This window comes from Actinomadura verrucosospora, from assembly GCF_039540335.1.
Classification (GTDB): Bacteria; Actinomycetota; Actinomycetes; order Streptosporangiales; family Streptosporangiaceae; genus Spirillospora; species Spirillospora verrucosospora.
Genome location: NZ_BAABEV010000014.1, coordinates 113,604 through 131,288, shown reverse-complemented (window position 1 = coordinate 131,288; position 17,685 = coordinate 113,604). Strand labels below are relative to the sequence as shown.

Below are 17,685 nucleotides of genomic sequence, written 5' to 3'. Positions count from 1 at the left end.
GCGATAAGCAGTGCCGGGACGGCGATAGGCTCGGACCGTGGCAGGCATCGAACCCGAAGAACAGCTCAAGGAGCTCGCCTCGACCCTGTCCAGCATCGAGCAGGTGCTGGACCTCGACACCATGCGCCGCGACATCGCCGAACTGCGCGAGCAGTCGGCCGACCCCGACCTGTGGAGCGACCAGGAGCGCGCGCAGGCCGTGACGCGCCGCCTGTCGTACCTGGAGAGCGAGCTGAACCGGGTCGAGGGCCTGCGGCAGCGGCTGGAGGACGCCGCCACGCTGTACGAGATGGCCCGCGAGATGGACGACGCCGACACCCGCACCGAGGCCGACGAGGAGCTGGCCGCGCTGCACAAGGCCGTCCAGCAGCTCGAGGTGCGCACCCTCATGTCGGGCGACTACGACGCCCGCGAGGCGCTGGTCACCATCAACGCGCAGGCCGGCGGGGTCGACGCGGCCGACTGGGCCCAGCAGCTCCAGCGGATGTACCTGCGCTGGGCCGAGCGGCACGGCTACCCCACGGAGGTCTACGACACCTCCTACGCCGAAGAGGCCGGCATCAAGTCGACCACGTTCGCCGTGAAGGCCCCCTACGCCTACGGGACGCTGCGCGGCGAGCACGGCACCCACCGGCTCATCCGGATCTCCCCGTTCGACAACCAGGGCCGGCGGCAGACGTCGTTCGCGGGCCTGGACGTCGTGCCGGTGGTCGAGCAGAGCGACCACGTCGAGATCGACGAGAGCGAACTGCGGATCGACGTGTACCGGTCGTCGGGGCCGGGCGGCCAGGGCGTCAACACGACCGACTCCGCCGTGCGGATCACCCACATCCCGAGCGGCATCGTCGTGTCCTGCCAGAACGAGCGCAGCCAGCTCCAGAACAAGGCCACGGCCATGAACGTGCTGCAGGCCAAGCTGCTGGAGCGCAAGCGCAAGGAGGAGGCGGAGGAGCTCTCCGCGCTTCGCGGCGAGGGCACCACGAGCTGGGGTACGCAGATCCGCAACTACGTGCTGCATCCCTTCAAGATCGTCAAGGATCTGCGCACCGGCGTCGAGGTCGGCAACACCTCCGCGGTCCTGGACGGCGACATCGACGAGTTCATCGAGGCCGAGATCCGCTGGCTGCGCCAGCAGGAGAGCGCCTGACCCGAGATCGTCCCCTGAGCGGTCCCCCACCTTTTCGCGCCGACTTTCGTGTTCGCAGAGTGATCACATGATCACTCTGCGAGGATGCCGGATGGTCCGGACCAACGTCGCCATTCGGGGGGCCTCATGGCAGCACGCACTCTCGTTCCGATACTCCTACCCGGCCTGCTGGCCGCCGCCGTGAGCACCGGCTGCTCCGGCGGCAACACCTCCTCCGCGGCTCCGGGGAAGCCGCAGGGGGCGCCCGCCCTCACCAAGGAGGAGGCGCAGCAGGTGCTCGCGTCCTTCGCCACGGGGATGAACCAGGCGGGGCTCAGATTCAGCGGTAGGACGCTGCGCACGGTCGAGACCGACCCGCAGCTCACCATGGACGTCGCCGCGCTCAAGCTCCGCCGCGCCGTCCGGCAGCGTCCGCCCAGGGTGGCCTTCACCCACACGACCTTCTACATCCCGCGGCTCACCGGCTACCCGCACTGGTTCGCCGCCGACACCGTCAGCGGCAGGGGCAAGCAGGCCCTGCGGCACGCGCTGCTGTTCACCCGGGCCGGGCAGAACGCGCCGTGGCTGCTGGCCGCCGACCCGTACCCGTCCGAGCTCGCCCTCGGCCGCGTCGCGCTCGACCCGCAGGGGTACGCCACCCCGGTCGCCCCCGACGCCGGAGACCTCGCGGTCGCCCCCGCGAAGCTCCCCAAGGCCCACGCGGCGCTGCTCACCGACGGCCCCCGCGCCTCCGGGGCGTCCGTCCTGGCCGACGGGGCGAAGACCAGCGAGACCTACAAGGCGCTCAAGGCGGGCGAGAAGACCCTCGCCGGGCGCGGCGTCACGCTCTCATCCCGCTTCTCCCCCGCCGAGTACAAGGTCTACGGGCTGCGCACCAAGGACCGCGGCGCCGTCGTCTGGTACGTCCTCAAACAGAACGAGGCGTACTCGGCGGCCCAGCGGGGCAGGCTCGCCGTGAGCGGCGACCTCGTCGGGCTCGCCCCGTCCACCACGGCCCGGACGCGCCTGGACACCACCGTCCTCGTGCAGTACCTCGCCACCATCCCGCCCAAGGGCCGCGCCACCGTCAGCGGCATGTACCGCAAGGCCGTCACCGCCCAGGGCTCCTGAACCCCGTCGGGCGCCGGCCGGCCCGCCCCTCCTGACCGCTGCGGCGGACCCGGCCGGCGCCCGATGGCTTTTTCTCCTCCTTCGGGCCTGGCGGCCCGAAGGAGGAAAAAGAGCTATTCAGCAGGCAGGGAGCTCGACGTGACCAGGGTGCGGATGGCGCCGAGGGCGACCGAGAGGGTCGCCAGGTCGAAGCTGTCGCTCTCCCAGATCTCGCTCAGCGTCTGCTGGGCTCGTTGGACGGCGGGCTTGTTCTTGTCCGCCCAGTGGATCATTCGCTCCTCGGGGTTGCCGACCGGGCCGCTGGTGACGAGGACGTCGCGGGTGAGGGCGGAGTGCGCGGCGTACAGGTCGTCGCGCAGGGCGGAGCGGGCCATCGAGCGCCACTTGTCGTCGCGCGGGAGCGCGATGATGCGTTCGCGCAGACGGGACAGCTGGAGCCGGTCCGCCAGGTCGAAGTAGATCTCGGCGACCTCCTCCACCGGACGTCCCGTGTCGTGCGCGATGCCGACCAGATCGAAGGTGGAGTAGGCGGGGACGAACGTGGCGCACTGCTCGGCCAGCTCGTCCGGGACGCCCAGTTCGGCGAAGCCGTCGCGGCGCTGCTCGAAGGCCGCGAGGTCCAGCCCGACGAGCAGCTTCGACAGGTGCGCGCTCAGGGTGGCCGCGCCGCCGCAGAAGAAGTCGATCGTCTCCTGGATGTCGAACGGGGGGCGCCGGTTGTGCAGCAGCCAGCGGGCGCCGCGCTCGGTGAGCTTGCGGGCCTCCAGCAGCATGGCGATCTGCGTCGACTCCTCCACCTGGTGCGACAGGTTCTCCACCGACCGCCAGAACCGCGGCATCTGGAAGACGTCGCGGGCGACGAGGTAGGCGCGGGCGATGTCGGACGAGGAGGCGCCCGTCTCCTCGTTCATCCGGAACACGAACGTGGAGCCGCTCGCGTTGACCACGTCGTTCACCACGGCGGTCGTGATGATCTCACGGCGGAGCGGGTGCCGGTCCATGTAGGGCCGGAACCGCTCGCGCAGGGGCGTCGGGAAGTAGTCGACCAGCCACGACTCCAGGTAGGGGTCGTCGGCGAGGTCGGAGGCGACGAGGTCGGCGTCCAGCGCGAGCTTGGCGTAGGCGAGCAGCACCGAGAACTCGGGGCTGGTCAGCCCGTGGCCGGACTGGCGGCGCTCGGCGAGGGCCTTGTCGTCCGGCAGGGCCTCCAGGCGCCGTTTCAGGCGGCCGTCGCGCTCCAGCTTGCGCATGTACCGGGCGTGGACGTGCAGCATCGCGGGCGCCTGCGCGCGGGACGCGGCGAGGACCACGTTCTGCGCGTAGTTGTCGCGAAGGACGAGCCGCCCCACCTCGTCGGTCATCTCGTAGAGCAGCCCGTCGCGCTGCTTGCCGGCCAGTTCGCCGTCCCGCACCGCCTGGTCGAGCAGGATCTTGATGTTGACCTCGTGGTCGGAGGTGTCGACGCCCGCGGAGTTGTCGATGAAGTCGGTGTTGATCAGGCCGCCGCCGCGCGCGAACTCGATGCGGCCGAGCTGGGTCACGCCGAGGTTGCCGCCCTCGCCGACGACCTTGCAGTGCAGCTCGGCGCCGTCCACGCGGACGGGGTCGTTGGCCTTGTCGCCGACGTCGGCGTTGTTCTCGGTGGACGCCTTGACGTAGGTGCCGATGCCGCCGTTCCACAGCAGGTCGACCGGCGCCCGCAGGATGGCCCGGATCAGCTCGAAGGGCGGAAGGGACTTCACGCCGTCGCCGAGCCCGAGCGCCGCCCGGACCTGCGGGGTGATCTGGATCGACTTGACGGAGCGGGAGAACACGCCGCCGCCCTTGGAGAGCAGCGAGGTGTCGTAGTCGGCCCAGCTGCTGCGCGGCAGCTCGAACAGCCGCCGGCGCTCGGCGAAGGAGGCGGCGGCGTCCGGGTCGGGGTCGAGGAAGATGTGCCGGTGGTCGAACGCGGCGACCAGCCGGATGTGCTCCGACAGCAGCATCCCGTTGCCGAACACGTCCCCGGACATGTCGCCGATGCCGACGACGGTGAAGTCCTCGTTCTGGATGTCCTTGCCGAGGGCCCGGAAGTGGTACTTCACCGACTCCCAGGCGCCGCGGGCGGTGATGCCCATCCCCTTGTGGTCGTAGCCGACCGAGCCGCCCGAGGCGAACGCGTCGCCCAGCCAGAACCCGTACTCGGCGGCGACGCCGTTGGCGATGTCGGAGAACGTCGCGGTGCCCTTGTCGGCGGCGACGACCATGTAGGTGTCGTCGCCGTCGTGGCGGACGACGTTCGGCGGCGGGACGACCTTGCCGTCCACGAGGTTGTCGGTGAGGTCGAGCAGGCCGGAGATGAAGTCCTTGTAGCAGTCGATGCCGGCCTTCTGCCACGCCTCCCGGTCCACGGACGGGTCGGGCAGCTGCTTGCCGACGAAGCCGCCCTTGGCGCCCGCCGGGACGATGACGGTGTTCTTCACCGCCTGCGCCTTGGCCAGGCCGAGGATCTCGGTGCGGAAGTCCTCGCGCCGGTCCGACCAGCGCAGCCCGCCGCGCGCGACCGACCCGAACCGCAGGTGCACGCCCTCGACCTTCGGCGAGTACACGAAGATCTCGTAGGTGGGGCGGGGCAGCGGCAGGTCCGGGATGCCCGCGGGGTCGAACTTCATCGCCAGGTACGGCTTGTTCTGGTAGTGGTTCGTGCGCAGGGTCGCCTGGACGAGCGCCAGGTAGGAGCGCAGGATGCGGTCCTCGTCGAGGCTCGCGACGTCGTCCAGCTTGCCGCGGATCTCCTCGGTGATGCCGTCGCTGCGCTCCTCCTCGCCGCCCTGCAGGGTCGGGTCGAGCCTGCTCTCCCACAGCCGGATGATCAGCCGGGTGATGGAGGCGTTGCGCAGCAGCACCTCCTCGAAGTAGCGCTTGGAGAACGCCGCGCCCGCCTGCCGCAGGTACAGGGCGTAGGCCCGCAGGACCATCGCCTGCCACCAGGTCAGGCCGACGTGCAGGACGAGCGCGTTGAAGCCGTCGTTCTCGATGTCGCCGCGCCACAGGACCATGAACGCGTCCTGGAACAGGTCCTTGACGGCCTCTTCCGGGACGTCGGCGGGCGGCGAGTACCGCAGCCCGAGGTCGTAGATCCAGAACCGGCGGCCGTCGGAGGGGTTGATCTCGTACGGCCGCTCGTCGATGACCTCGACGCCCATGTTCTGCAGCAGCGGCAGCACCCGCGACAGCGAGATCGGCTCGCCCATCCGGTAGATCTTCAGCCGCCGCTCGCCGGGCCCGGCGCCGGCGGGCTCGTACAGGTCGATCGAGGTGTCAGTGGCCTCGTCGAGCGCGTCGAGGCGGCGCAGGTCGGCGACGGCGGTGCGGGCCGGGAAGTCGGCCTTGTAGCCCTCGGGGAACGCCTCGCCGAACGAGCGGCCGAGCGTTCCGGAACGTTCCTCCCCGCACTGGTCGACGATCGCGTCGGCGAGGTCGTCCTCCCAGGAGCGGGTCGCGTCGGCGAGCCGCTCCTCCAGCTCCGCGACGTCGACGTCCGGCAGCGGGCGGCCGCGCTCGCCGCGGACCACGACGTGCAGCCGGGCCAGGTTCGACTCGGTCACGTTCGCGCTGTAGTCGACGCTGACGCCCTCGAACGCGTCCTTGAGGAGGTCCTGGATGCGCAGCCGGACCTTGGTGGTGTATCGGTCGCGCGGCAGGTAGACCATGCAGGACATGAAGCGTCCGTACAGGTCCTTGCGCAGGAACAGCTTGAGCTGGCGGCGCTCGCGCAGCCGCAGGACGCCGAGGGAGATCTTCAGCAGGTCGTCCACCGAGATCTGGAACAGCTCGTCGCGCGGGTAGCTCTCCAGGATCTCGATGAGGTCCTGGCCGTCGTAGCTGTCGGGGGTGAACCCGGCCCGCTCCAGCACCTCGTCGAGCTTGGGCCGCAGGACGGGCACGTGCGCGATCGACTCGCTGTAGGCGACGTGCGTGAACAGGCCGAGGAACCGGCGCTCCCCGATCACCTCGCCGGCCGCGTCGAACTTCTTCACCCCGATGTAGTCCAGGTACAGGGGGCGGTGGACGGTGGAGCGCGAGTTCGCCTTGGTGAGGACGAGCAGGCGCTTCTCCTTCGCCTTCTCGCGGACCTCCGGCGGCAGCGCGGCGAAGCCGGCGGACTCGCGCTTGTCCATGCGCAGCACGCCGAGGCCCGAGCCGGGCTCGGGGCGCAGCGCCGTGCCGTCCTCGGTGAGCGTGTAGTCGCGGTAGCCGAGGAACGTGAAGTGCCCGTCGGCCAGCCAGTCGAGCAGCTCGACGCCCTCGCCGATCTCCTTGTCGGACAGCGGCGGCGGGACCTCCTGGACCGCGGTCGCGATCTCGTGGGCGCGGGCGCGCATCTTGGGCTCGTCCTCGACGGCGACGCGCACGTCCTGCAGGACGCGGATCAGGTCCTTCTCCAGCACGTCCAGGACGGCCTGGTCGGTGGTGCGGTCGACCTCGAAGTGCATCCACGACTCGTCGACGTCGGTGTCGCTGTCGTGCTTGCCGCGGAACGCCCGCAGGTGGCCCGCGACGTCCCGGTCGACGCCCAGCAGCGGGTGGACGATCATCTGGGTGGCGAACTGGTGCCGGCTGAGCTCCATCGTCACCGAGTCGACCAGGAACGGCATGTCGTCCGTGACGACCTGGACGACGGTGCGGCCGGGGTTCCAGCCGTCCTCCTCCAGCGTCGGCGTGAAGACGCGCACCTTCGCGCGTCCCTGCGGCCGCTCCTCGCCGAGCGCGCGGTGCGCCATCGCGGCCCCGCAGACGGCGGCCGGGTCGCGCTCCACCAGGTCCTCGCGCGCGACCTGCCGGTAGTAGAGGCGGAGGTAGGCGAGGACCTCCTCCACGTCCCCGCGCGCGTCCGGACGCCGCGCGCACGCCTCGGCGGCCCGCCGGAGCAGGTCGTCCTTCGCTTGATCGAGCATGCCGCTCATCGACAATCTCCCCTTGAGACCCATCGCCACCTCGTTGTGGCGCCGCTCACTGCACGAGCGTAACCAGGAATCGCCGCAAAGCCGACCTGGTCCTGTGCATGGCCGACGTGGCCTATCCCACCTTGCCAGGACGCCGGGGGCGACTCCGGGTGATCTTGGAAATCGGAGGGTGCGGGTGTCAGCCCGTGCCCTGCGCGCCCGTCCCCGTGCCCGTGCCCGTCCCCGTGCCGGTGCCGTCACCCGGGTTGGTGCCGCCGTCTCCGGGGTCGGTCGGACCGGGGTCGGTGGGCGTGCCCGGGTCGGTGGGCGTGCCGGGGTCGGTGGGCGTGCCGGGGTCGGTCGGCGTCGCGGTCGGCGAGCCGGTCGGGGTCGGGGACCCCGTCGGCGTGGGACTGCCGGTGGGCGTCGGGCTGCCGGTGGGCGTCGGGTCGTAGGACGCCGGCGGCTCCTCCTGCACGGGCCGGCGGGTCGTCGGCGGCGCGGTGGTGGGCACGACGTCGGTCGAGGCGGGCGGCGCGCTCGGGTCGCTGACCTTGCGGCCCGCCTTGCCGCTGTCGCCGGAGCCGAGCAGCAGGACGGAGGAGACCACGATGAACGCGACCACCAGGGCGGCCGCCCCGGCGAGCACGGCGGAGCGTCCCGAACCGGCGAGCGAGCGCCGCAGACCGCCGCCCTTCCCGGCGGCGCCGGGCAGGGTGTCGTCGGCGCCCCATGCGGCGGGCGCGCCGGGCGGACCGGACCCGTAGGCGTCCGGGACGTCCCCGGCGGCCTCCGCCGGGGACGCGAAGGCGTCGTCGTCGAAGACGGGGCTCTCGGCGAGGCCCGCGTCGTCGGCGAGCGCGGCGGCGGGCTCGAACGCCTCGTCGCCGTCGCCGCCCTCGGCCGCGAGGACGGACCCGGCGGCCAGCATCGCGGTCTCGTCGGTGTCGCCGGACGGGCGGGCGGCCGGGCGCGCCGCGGCCTCCTCGTGCCCGAGCAGCCGCATCAGCACCTGCCGGGCGCCCGGGCGGCGGGAGGGGTCCTTGTCCAGGCAGTCGACCACCAGGTCGCGCAGCGGGCCGTCGAGGCCGCCGAGCTCCGGCTCCTCGTGCAGGATCCGGTTGATCACGGCGGGGATGGTGTCCTGCCCGAAGGGCGGCTCCCCGGTCGCGGCGTACGCCAGCGTCGCCGCCCAGCAGAACACGTCCGCGGGTGTCCCGACCTCGTCGCCGCTGATCTGCTCGGGCGCCATGTAGGACGGGGTGCCGATCACCCGGCTGGTGAGGGTGGTGCCGCCGCTGAGCGCGCGGGCGACGCCGAAGTCGATGACGCGCGGGCCGTCGGGGCCGATCAGCACGTTGTGCGGCTTGAAGTCGCGGTGCACGATGTCGGCCTGGTGGATGGCGGCGAGGGCCGTGGCGGTGCCGACGGCGAGCCGGTCGAGCGCGGCGCCGGCGAGCGGGCCGTGCTCCAGCACCTGCTGGTTCAGCGAGGGGCCCGGCACGTACTCGCTGACGATGTAGGGGCGGTCGCCGGTCGCGTCGGCGTCGATCACCTGCGCCGTGCAGAACGGCGCCACCTGCTTGGCGACCTCCAGCTCGCGCAGGAAGCGGGCGAGCGCCTTCTCGTCGGACGTCAGCTCGGCGTGCAGCAGCTTGATCGCGACCTGCCGGCCGTCCTCGGCCACGCCGAGGAACACCGTGCCCTGGCCGCCCTCGCCCACCCGGCCGATCAGGGCGTAGGTTCCCAGCCGGTCCGGGTCTCCGGACCGCAGCGCCCCAACCTCCATGAGTGGAACCGTCCCTCTCCTTGATCGGCGAATCGAGCGGGCCCGACCCGAGTTCACCCCTCCGACTGTGTGACGCGCGAGGCCGGAGTCGAGTTCACCCGATCCCGCGACCATTCGGAGCGATACGGACGATCATCTCCGCGTGCGGGCTTTGGGTCGTAGACCACCCTAATGGCGTTACTTCCCCCAGCGTCGAGGGCGCGCCCACTGTCACTACGGAAGGGGCGTCGCCGGAGACAGTGTCACCGGCGGGGCGGGGGCGTACAAGCGGAACGCTGCCACACGCGGGAGACTGAGCCCATGGCGACACTCGACGGCCGCCGCGTTCGCACGCGCGCCGAACTCATGGACGAGCACGGGCTCGGCCGTAGCACCCTGGAGAAGTGGTACCGCGAGCGCGCCTCCAACGGCCACCCCGAGCCGGTGGGCACGGTCGGCTCGCAGCTCGCGTGGGACGCCGCCGAGTGGGACCGCTGGTACGCGGCGCGCCGGACCCGGGACGTCCCGCCCGGCCTCGCCACCCGCGACGAGCTGGCGGAGCGCCACGGGCTCAGCCGCCACCGCCTCAAGCAGCTCTGGGCGGACCGCGCGTCCAACGGCCACCCCGACGTCGCGCACCGCGCCGGCAAGGCCCTGTACTGGGACGAGGCCGCCTGGACGGCCTGGTACCGCGCCCTGGGGGAACGCCCCGCCGAGGAAGGGCCGGACGACCTGGTCACCCTGGCGGAGGCCGCACGCATCCTCGGCCTGGCGCAGACGAGCGTCACCGTCTACGCCAGGCGCCCGCCCGCGGGCTGGCCCGAACCCGCCAGGGTGGAGCCGCTGGCAGGGGGACGCGTGCGGCGGCTGTACCGCCGCCGCGACGTCCTCGCCTACGCGGCCGCTAAGGGGTGAAGTGGGTGAGCACCTCGGGGTTGGCCATGGAGTCGCGGTTGGCGGCCCTGTCGACCGGGGTGCCCTGGAGGATCTTGCGGACGGGGACCTCCAGCTTCTTGCCGGACAGCGTGCGCGGGATGCCGGGCACGGCGGTGATCTCGTCCGGGACGTGCCGGGGCGACAGCGCCGACCGGATCCGCCTGCGGAGGTCCGCCGCGAGCTCGTCGGTGAGCGCCGCGCCCTCCGCGAGCTGGACGTACAGGAGCAGCCGGCCCTCCTGGCCCAGCCGCCCGGTGTCGATGACGAGGCTGTCGCTGATCTCGTCGAACGCCTCGACGACGCGGTAGAAGTCGGCGGTGCCCATGCGGATGCCGCCGCGGTTGAGGGTGGAGTCGGACCGCCCGTAGATCACGCAGCCGCCGTCCGGCAGGACCTTGATCCAGTCGCCGTGCCGCCACACGCCCGGGTACATGTCGAAGTAGGAGTCGCGGTAGCGCTCGCCGCCCTCGTCCTTCCAGAAGAAGACGGGCATGGACGGCATGGGCTCGGTGATGACCAGCTCCCCCACCTCGTCGATCACCGGCTTGCCGTCCTCGCCGAACGCCTCCACCTTGGCGCCGAGGCCGCGGCACTGGATGACTCCGGCGCGCAGCGGCAGGAGCGGCGACGGGCCGACGAAGCCGGTGCACAGGTCGGTTCCGCCGGAGAACGAGCCGAGCAGCAGGTCGCGGCCGACCGCCTCGTACACCCAGGCGAAGCCCTCGGGCGGGAGCGGCGAGCCGGTGGAGCCGATGCCGCGCAGGGCGGACAGGTCGAGTTCCTCGCCGGGGCGGCGCCCCTCCTTCGCCGAGGCGGAGATGTAGGGCGCGCCGACCCCCATGTAGGTGACGCCGTTCTCGGCGGCGAGCGTCCACAGGTCGAGGGGCGCCCCGTCGTACATGACGACGGTCGACCCCACCAGCAGGCCGCCGATGAGGTAGTTCCACATCATCCAGCCGGTGGTGGTGTACCAGAAGAACACGTCCTCGGGGCCGAGGTCCTGGTGGAAGGACAGCGCCTTGAGGTGCTCCAGGACCACGCCGCCGTGGCCGTGGACGATCGGCTTCGGCAGCCCGGTCGTGCCGGACGAGTACACGACCCACAGCGGATGGTCGAAGGGGACGTCCTCGAACTCCAGGGTCTCGTGGCCCTGGCGGGGCAGGTCGGCGTAGTGCATGCCGGCGCGCAGGCCCTCCGGCGTCGCGGCCGGGTCCAGATACGGGACGAGCACGGTGGCGGCGAGGGTCGGCAGCGCGGCCTCGATCTCCCCGACGATCTCGCGGCGGTCGAACCGCTTGCCGTTGTAGGCGTAGCCGTCCACGGCGATCAGTACCTTCGGCTCGATCTGCGCGAACCGGTCGACCACCGAGGAGGACCCGAAGTCGGGAGAGCACGACGACCACACCGCCCCCAGCGACGCCGTGGCCAGGAAGCAGACCAGCGCCTCGGGGATGTTCGGGATGTAGGCGGCGACCCGGTCGCCCTTGCCCACGCCCAGTTCGGCCAGGCCCGCGCGCACCTGCGCGACGTGCAGGCCCAGCTCCCGGTACGACAGCAGCCGGTGCCCGCCCGCCTCCGAACGGAAGACGACCGCCGTCTCGTCGGGCGACTCCTGGACCCGGCGCAGCGCGTTGGCCGCGTAGTTGAGGGTCGCGCCCGGGAACCACTTCAGCCCGTCGACCGGCATGGGCCCGCCCGCCCGGACGGGCCCGTCGCCGCGCTCGCCGACGACGTCGAAATACGACCAGATCGCGTCCCAGAACGCGTCGACCTCCGTGACCGACCACTGCCAGAGCTCGTCGTAGGACTCCTTGAGGACGCCCCGGTCCCCCAGCCAGTGGGCGAACCGCGTCACCCGCGCGTTCGCGACCACCTCCTCCGACGGCTCCCACAGCGCCGAACCCTCGGATACCTCCCGGGCCATCTCTCTCCCTCCCCGCCGCGCCACGCTGCGCGGCCATCCCAATATCGGGCCCGCCCGGCACACCGCGCAACCTGCCCGCCACGCCCGCCGCCAAGCCCCGGAACCCGTCCTATCGCAGGTCAAAACGCGGCCCCGGGCAACCCCGCGCCCCCACACAGACCCGGGCGCGCACATCCTCCGTCCCCACACATCGCAAGAACGGGCAGCTCATGGAGCGCACACCGTCGGGCGCGGTGGTGTGTCGGCCGCCGCACCGGGACGCGCCCTCCCGGAGGGATCAGCCCCGCTGGGGGCGGCAGTTCTGACCGCTGACCCTGACCGGCCCCTCGGCCCAGCCGGACTGGCAGCGGTAGGTGCTGTCGTCGCGGCGGTCGATGACGGTGAAGTCCGAGATCGGCCCCCACCGGCCGGGGCCGCAGGTCCGCCCGAAGACCTGGGGGTACCGCGACTCCACCTGCTCGCACACGAACATCTCTCCGGCGCTTTCCGCCGAGGCCCGGGCGGGATCGGCCGGGGGCGTGGTGAGCAGGAGCGCGGCGGCGCCGAGAGCGGCGGCGAGGACGGTGGACAGGGCGACGGCACGACACGGCACGGTAATCACTCCTTGACGTCAAGTGATTACTCGAAGTTACCGAGGGTGTGCGGGCGGCGTCGCCTTTCCGAGGTGACAACCTTGTCTCACCCTGCCCGCCTTCTCCTATGCCCGCCTTCTCCTATGCCCGCCCTCTCACATGCGGGTCAGGTCGGCGACCGCGCTCACCACCGCGCCCGTGTCGGCGAGCGTGGCCAGGACCTGGTCCGCGCCGGCGGCGCGGAGCTCGGCCTCGGTGGCGCTCCCGGTGGCGACGGCGAGGATCGGCGAGCCGGCGATGTGCGCGGCCTGGACGTCGCGGGGCGAGTCGGCGACGTAGACGGTCGCGGACTCGGGGTAGCGGGCGCCGTGGCGCTCGCCGGCGCGGGCGCGGGCGACCTCCAGGAGGGCGGCCTTGCTGTAGACGCCGTTCTCGTACCCGCCGGCCTCCAGGTCGAGGCGGCCGGCGAGACCCAGCTCGGTCACCTTCAGCACCGCGTTCGGCTGAAGGGACCCCGTCAGCACCGACTGGACGACACCGGGCACGTGCGCGAGCGCCTCCACGGCCTCCCCGGCGCCGGCCAGGACGCGGCCGTGCGCGCGCAGGTCGGCGCGGCGGCTCGCGAACGCCTCGGCCAGCGCGTCGAAGAAGGCCGGCAGGTGGTCGTCGGTGGTGACGACGTCGTTGAACGCGAGGGTCTCGAAGATGATCTCGGATTCGGTGCGGCCGGGGGTGGGCGCCAGGCGCAGCAGCGGGCGCCCGACGGTCCGCTGGAACGCCTCGGCGTAGGCGTCCCGGGTGATCCGCCCGACGTCGACCAGGGTGTGGTCGATGTTCCACAGCACGAGACGGTTCAGCGTCGACATCCCGTTCCCATGACGGCTCCAGGGGGTGTGCTCCGGCGCCGTCCGGCGGACGGCGAGGCGAGCCTATCGTCAAGCCTGCCACCCCTTCGACCGCCGGTGAAGGGGTCCCGGGGGCGCCCCCCAGAACGACGCCGCGCCTCAGCCCATGTACGGGTAGCGGTGGTCGGTGGGCGGGACGAAGGTCTCCTTGATGGAGCGGGCGCTCATCCAGCGGGTGAGGTTGAAGATCGAGCCGGCCTTGTCGTTGGTGCCGGACGCGCGGGCGCCGCCGAACGGCTGCTGGCCGACGATCGAGCCGGTCGGCTTGTCGTTGATGTAGAAGTTCCCGGCGGCGAAGCGGAGCCGCTCGGTGGCCTCGGCGATGGCGGCGCGGTCGTCGGCGATGACGGCGCCGGTCAGGCCGTAGTCCGAGACGCCCTCCATCTGGGTGAGGACCCTGTCGTAGTCGGTGTCGTCGTAGACGTGGACGCCGAGGATCGGGCCGAAGTACTCGGTGGTGAAGATCTCGTCGGTCGGGTCGGACGACTCCAGAACCGTGGGACGGACGAAGTAGCCGCGCGAGTCGTCCAGCTCGCCGCCGGCAAGCACTGCTGCGCTGTCGATCCCGCGGGCGCGCTCGATGGCCCGGCGGTGCTTGGCGAAGGCCCGGTCGTCGATCACGGCGCCCATGAAGGCAGACAGGTCGTCGGCGACGTCGCCCATGGTGAGGGCGTCGACCTCGGCGCAGAAGTCGTCGCGCATGCCCGTCCAGACGGAGCGCGGGATGTAGGCGCGGGACGCGGCGGAGCACTTCTGGCCCTGGTACTCGAAGGCGCCGCGGACGAGCGCCGTCTTCAGGACGGCCGGGTCGGCGGACGGGTGGGCGACCACGAAGTCCTTGCCGCCTGTCTCGCCGACGATGCGCGGGTAGCCCCGGTAGCCGGCGATGTTCTCGCCGATCGTCCGCCAGAGCTGCTGGAACGTGGCGGCCGAGCCGGTGAAGTGCAGGCCGGCGAGCTCGGGATGGCGCAGGGCCACCGCGGAGACGGCGGCGCCGTTGCCGGTGACCATGTTGATCACGCCGGGCGGGAGGCCGGCGGCCTCCAGCAGGCGCATCGTGTGGTGGGCGGCGAGCTGCTGCGTCGGGGACGGCTTCCACACCACGACGTTGCCCATCAGCGCGGGCGCGGTCGGCAGGTTCCCGGCGATCGCGGTGAAGTTGAACGGCGTGATGGCGAGGACGAAGCCCTCCAGCGGCCGGTACTCCAGCCTGTTCCACACGCCGGGCGGCGACAGCGGCTGCTGCTCGTGGATCTGCTGGGCGTACCGGACGTTGTACCGCCAGAAGTCGATCAGCTCGCAGGCGGCGTCGATCTCGGCCTGCTGCACCGACTTGGACTGGCCGAGGATCGTGGCGGCGTTGACCGTGGCCCGCCACGGCCCGGCCAGCAGCTCGGCGGCGCGCAGGAAGATCGCGGCGCGGTCGTCGAAGGGCATGGCCCGCCAGGCGGGCGCCGCCTCCCGCGCCGCGGCGATCGCCTCGGTCACGTCCGCCTCGGTCGCCTCGCCCAGCCGGCCGAGCACGTGCCCGTGGTCGTGCGGCTCCACGACGTCGACGGGCGTGCCCGCGCCCATGCGCCGCTCGCCCCCGATCGCCATGGTCAGCTCGGTCTGCGCGCCGCGCAGCTCCTTGATCCTCGCCTCCAGCGCGGCCCGCTCGGCGCTTCCCGGCGCGTACGTCCTGACCGGTTCGTTCATCGGAACCGGCACGGTGGTGACGGCGTCCATGACGTCCCCCTGCGATCCGGCGGCATTGTTCGACGTGCCGGGGGACCTACCCCGCGCCCGGGCCGCTAGTCGAGGAGGTCGCCGAGTTCCTGGGTGGCGTACCAGAGCAGCTCGTGGCCCTCGGCGCCGTCCACGGTGAAGCGGGCGTCCTCGTCTCCGGCGTCGGCGGCCGCGAGGGCCTGCGCGGCGGCGGCGACGTCGGGGACCGCGCCGGGGTCGTCGACATGACCGGAGGCGATCAGCTTCCAGGGGACGGGGGCGGCGAGCTCGACGAGGGCGCGGTCGCCGTTGCCGAGCGCCGCGTCGCCGCGCGGCCAGGAGACCTGGCCGTCGGGGACCTCGGCGGCCAGCACGACCCGGCGGCGCGGGACGGACGGGTCGGCGGCGAGCAGGCGCAGGGAGGCGCGGGCGGCGGCGGACATCGCCGCGTACTCCAGCTCCTCCTCGTCACCGCCCGCGTACCACTCGCGCAGCGCGGGCGTGACCGCGTGGGCGGCGAGCGGCGCGGGAGCGATCTCGCGCGCGGCGTGGACGCCGGCGAGCAGCGTGAGCGTGGACGGCAGGTAGACGCGCATGACGGTCAGCAAGTCTGCCAGACGGTCAGGGCAGCAGGTCCATTCCGCGCAGTTCGGCGATCGTGGTGTCGGGGGCGGTGTGCAGGATGCCGCGGATTCCGAGGGCCTGCGCGGCGCGGACGTTGTGCTCGATGTCGTCGATGAAGACGCACTCGGCGGCGGCGAGGCCGAGCAGGTCCAGGGCGTGCCGGAAGATCCGCTCGTCGGGCTTGCGCATCCCGACCTCGCAGGAGATGACGGTCGCGTCGAAGAGCTCGGCGAACAGGTCGCGGGGGTACTCGTTGCCCCAGGAGTTCGACAGCAGGGCAGTGCGGGCGCCCGCGGCGCGGACCGCGCGCAGCGCCTCGTACATCGGCTCGACCGGCGCGAACGCGCCGAACATCCGGGCGATGAGCCCGGCGGCCTCTACGGGGGCGCCGTCGACGGTGAGCAGCTCGGCCGCGAGGAGCCGCTCGAACTCGGCGGTCGGCAGGGTGCCGTCCTCCAGGCCGTGGATGGGGTTCGTCCCTGCACCGTCGTAGGCCTGCTTCACCCAGGCGCGCATGACGGTCTTGTAGCGCTCGACGTCGATGCGGTCGGCGGTGAGCCAGACCTCGATGGCCTCGGCCAGGGGGGAGGTGAGGACGCCGCCCCAGTCGGTGATCACAGCTTTGACGCTCACGGGCCGATGGTAGGCGATCCCCGGCAAAACAACCGAATCCCGTTCTGTCAGAATGCGGGCCATGGACTTCGAACTCAGCCCGAAGGCACGCGACTACCGGGACCGGCTCCAGGAGTTCATGGACGCGCGCGTCCACCCGGCCGAGCCCGTCTACGCCGCCTGGCGGGCGGAGAACGACCCGCACGCGCTGCCCCCGGTCGTCGAGGAGCTGAAGGCCGAGGCGCGCGAGCGGGGCCTGTGGAACCTGTTCCTGCCGGACGTGTCCGGGCTGTCCAACCTGGAGTACGCGACGCTCGCCGAGCTGACCGGGCGCTCGCCCGACCTCGCCCCGGAGGCGGTCAACTGCGCGGCGCCCGACACCGGGAACATGGAAGTCCTGCACATGTTCGGCACGGACGAGCAGAAGGAGCGCTGGCTCCGGCCCCTGCTGGACGGCGAGATCCGCAGCGCGTTCGCGATGACCGAGCCGGGCGTCGCCTCCTCCGACGCCACCAACATCACCACCTCGATCGTCCGGGACGGCGACGAGTACGTGGTCAACGGCCGCAAGTGGTTCATCACCGGCGCCGCCGACGAGCGCTGCAAGATCTTCATCGTGATGGGCAGGACGGACCCCGGCGCGCCGCCGCACCGGCAGCAGTCGCAGGTGCTCGTGCCCCGCGACGCGCCGGGCGTGACGATCGTCCGGCACCTCCCCGTGTTCGGCTACCAGGACCAGCACGGACATTCGGAGATCCTCTTCGAGGACGTCCGGGTGCCCGCGTCGAACCTCGTCGCGGCCGAGGGCGACGGATTCATGATCGCCCAGGCGCGGCTCGGGCCCGGCCGCATCCACCACTGCATGCGGGCCCTCGGCATGGCGGAGCGGGCGCTGGAGCTGATGTGCCGGCGCGCGCTGTCCCGCGAGGCCTTCGGCGGGCCGCTGTCCGGGCAGGGCGTGGTCCGCGAGCGGATCGCCGAGTCGCGGATGGCGATCGAGCAGGCCCGGCTGCTGACCCTCAAGACCGCCTGGCTGATCGACCGGCACGGCGCCAGGGGCGCGCGGACGGAGATCGCCGCGATCAAGGTGGTCGTGCCGCGCATCGTCCACGAGGTGCTCGACCGCGCGATCCAGGTGCACGGCGCCGCCGGCGTCTCCGACGACACCCCGCTGGCGGCGATGTACTCCTGGGTCCGCGCGATGCGCATCTTCGACGGCCCCGACGAGGTCCACGTCCGCACCGTGGCCCGCCAGGAACTCCGTAAGTACGAGCACTGATTTATTGCATTTCTCTCCTCCTTCGGGCCTAGCGGCCCTGCTGTGCCTATTGCAGTGCCCTCCTCCTTCGGGCCCGGAGGGCCCTGCTGTGCCTATCGCAGTGCCCTCCTCCTTCGGGCCCGGAGGGCCCTCCATCGTCGGGCACTGCGGCGATCGCTGGCATCGCTCCGTCTCGC

12 protein-coding genes are annotated in these 17,685 nt (G+C 72.1%); 4 read left to right on the top strand and 8 right to left on the bottom strand.

Annotated elements, in window-relative coordinates:
- The first annotated feature begins 37 nt into the window (after positions 1-37).
- A complete protein-coding gene (gene prfB, locus ABD944_RS17835) occupies positions 38-1,147 on the top strand; it encodes a peptide chain release factor 2 (RefSeq protein WP_345177829.1) in 1,110 nt (369 codons plus the stop codon).
- 126 nt (positions 1,148-1,273) lie between these two features.
- Complete coding sequence (locus ABD944_RS17830) at positions 1,274-2,257, top strand: DUF8094 domain-containing protein (protein WP_345177826.1); 984 nt, start codon at positions 1,274-1,276, stop codon at positions 2,255-2,257.
- 113 nt (positions 2,258-2,370) lie between these two features.
- Here ABD944_RS17830 and ABD944_RS17825 read toward each other — a convergent pair whose 3' ends face one another.
- Positions 2,371-7,203 carry an NAD-glutamate dehydrogenase gene (locus ABD944_RS17825; RefSeq protein WP_345177824.1) on the bottom strand — a complete coding sequence of 1,611 codons (4,833 nt, stop codon included), beginning with the start codon at positions 7,201-7,203 and terminating at the stop codon, positions 2,371-2,373.
- A gap of 178 nt (positions 7,204-7,381) precedes the next feature.
- Positions 7,382-8,971 carry a serine/threonine-protein kinase gene (locus ABD944_RS17820; protein WP_345177822.1) on the bottom strand — a complete coding sequence of 530 codons (1,590 nt, stop codon included), beginning with the start codon at positions 8,969-8,971 and terminating at the stop codon, positions 7,382-7,384.
- 300 nt (positions 8,972-9,271) lie between these two features.
- On the opposite strand from ABD944_RS17820, the gene ABD944_RS17815 reads away from it, so the two are divergent.
- Positions 9,272-9,865, top strand: a complete 594-nt coding sequence (locus ABD944_RS17815) for a hypothetical protein (protein ID WP_345177821.1) — start codon at positions 9,272-9,274, stop codon at positions 9,863-9,865.
- On the opposite strand, the gene ABD944_RS17810 is transcribed toward ABD944_RS17815, so the two are convergent.
- From ABD944_RS17810 to ABD944_RS17785, 6 genes are all read right to left on the bottom strand, one after another.
- The gene (locus ABD944_RS17810; protein WP_345177819.1) at positions 9,855-11,810 is read right to left on the bottom strand and encodes an acetoacetate--CoA ligase; all 1,956 of its coding nucleotides are present in this window, start codon (positions 11,808-11,810) and stop codon (positions 9,855-9,857) included. The genes ABD944_RS17815 and ABD944_RS17810 overlap by 11 nt on opposite strands.
- A gap of 277 nt (positions 11,811-12,087) precedes the next feature.
- On the bottom strand, positions 12,088-12,402 hold the full coding sequence (locus ABD944_RS17805; protein ID WP_345177817.1) for a hypothetical protein: 315 nt from the start codon (positions 12,400-12,402) through the stop codon (positions 12,088-12,090).
- Between the two features lie 135 nt (positions 12,403-12,537).
- Complete coding sequence (locus ABD944_RS17800) at positions 12,538-13,248, bottom strand: HAD family hydrolase (RefSeq protein ID WP_345177815.1); 711 nt, start codon at positions 13,246-13,248, stop codon at positions 12,538-12,540.
- 138 nt (positions 13,249-13,386) lie between these two features.
- On the bottom strand, positions 13,387-15,015 hold the full coding sequence (pruA, locus tag ABD944_RS17795; protein ID WP_345177813.1) for an L-glutamate gamma-semialdehyde dehydrogenase: 1,629 nt from the start codon (positions 15,013-15,015) through the stop codon (positions 13,387-13,389).
- 65 nt (positions 15,016-15,080) lie between these two features.
- Positions 15,081-15,590 (bottom strand): DUF6912 family protein, encoded by a 510-nt coding sequence (locus tag ABD944_RS17790; protein WP_345177890.1) that lies wholly within the window; start codon positions 15,588-15,590, stop codon positions 15,081-15,083.
- Positions 15,591-15,615: 25 nt separating this feature from the next.
- Positions 15,616-16,251, bottom strand: a complete 636-nt coding sequence (locus ABD944_RS17785) for an HAD family hydrolase (RefSeq protein WP_345177811.1) — start codon at positions 16,249-16,251, stop codon at positions 15,616-15,618.
- 61 nt (positions 16,252-16,312) lie between these two features.
- Between ABD944_RS17785 and ABD944_RS17780 the strand changes: the two genes are divergently transcribed.
- Positions 16,313-17,509: an acyl-CoA dehydrogenase family protein gene (locus ABD944_RS17780; RefSeq protein ID WP_345177810.1), complete on the top strand. Its 1,197-nt coding sequence runs from the start codon at positions 16,313-16,315 to the stop codon at positions 17,507-17,509.
- Positions 17,510-17,685 lie beyond the last annotated feature (176 nt).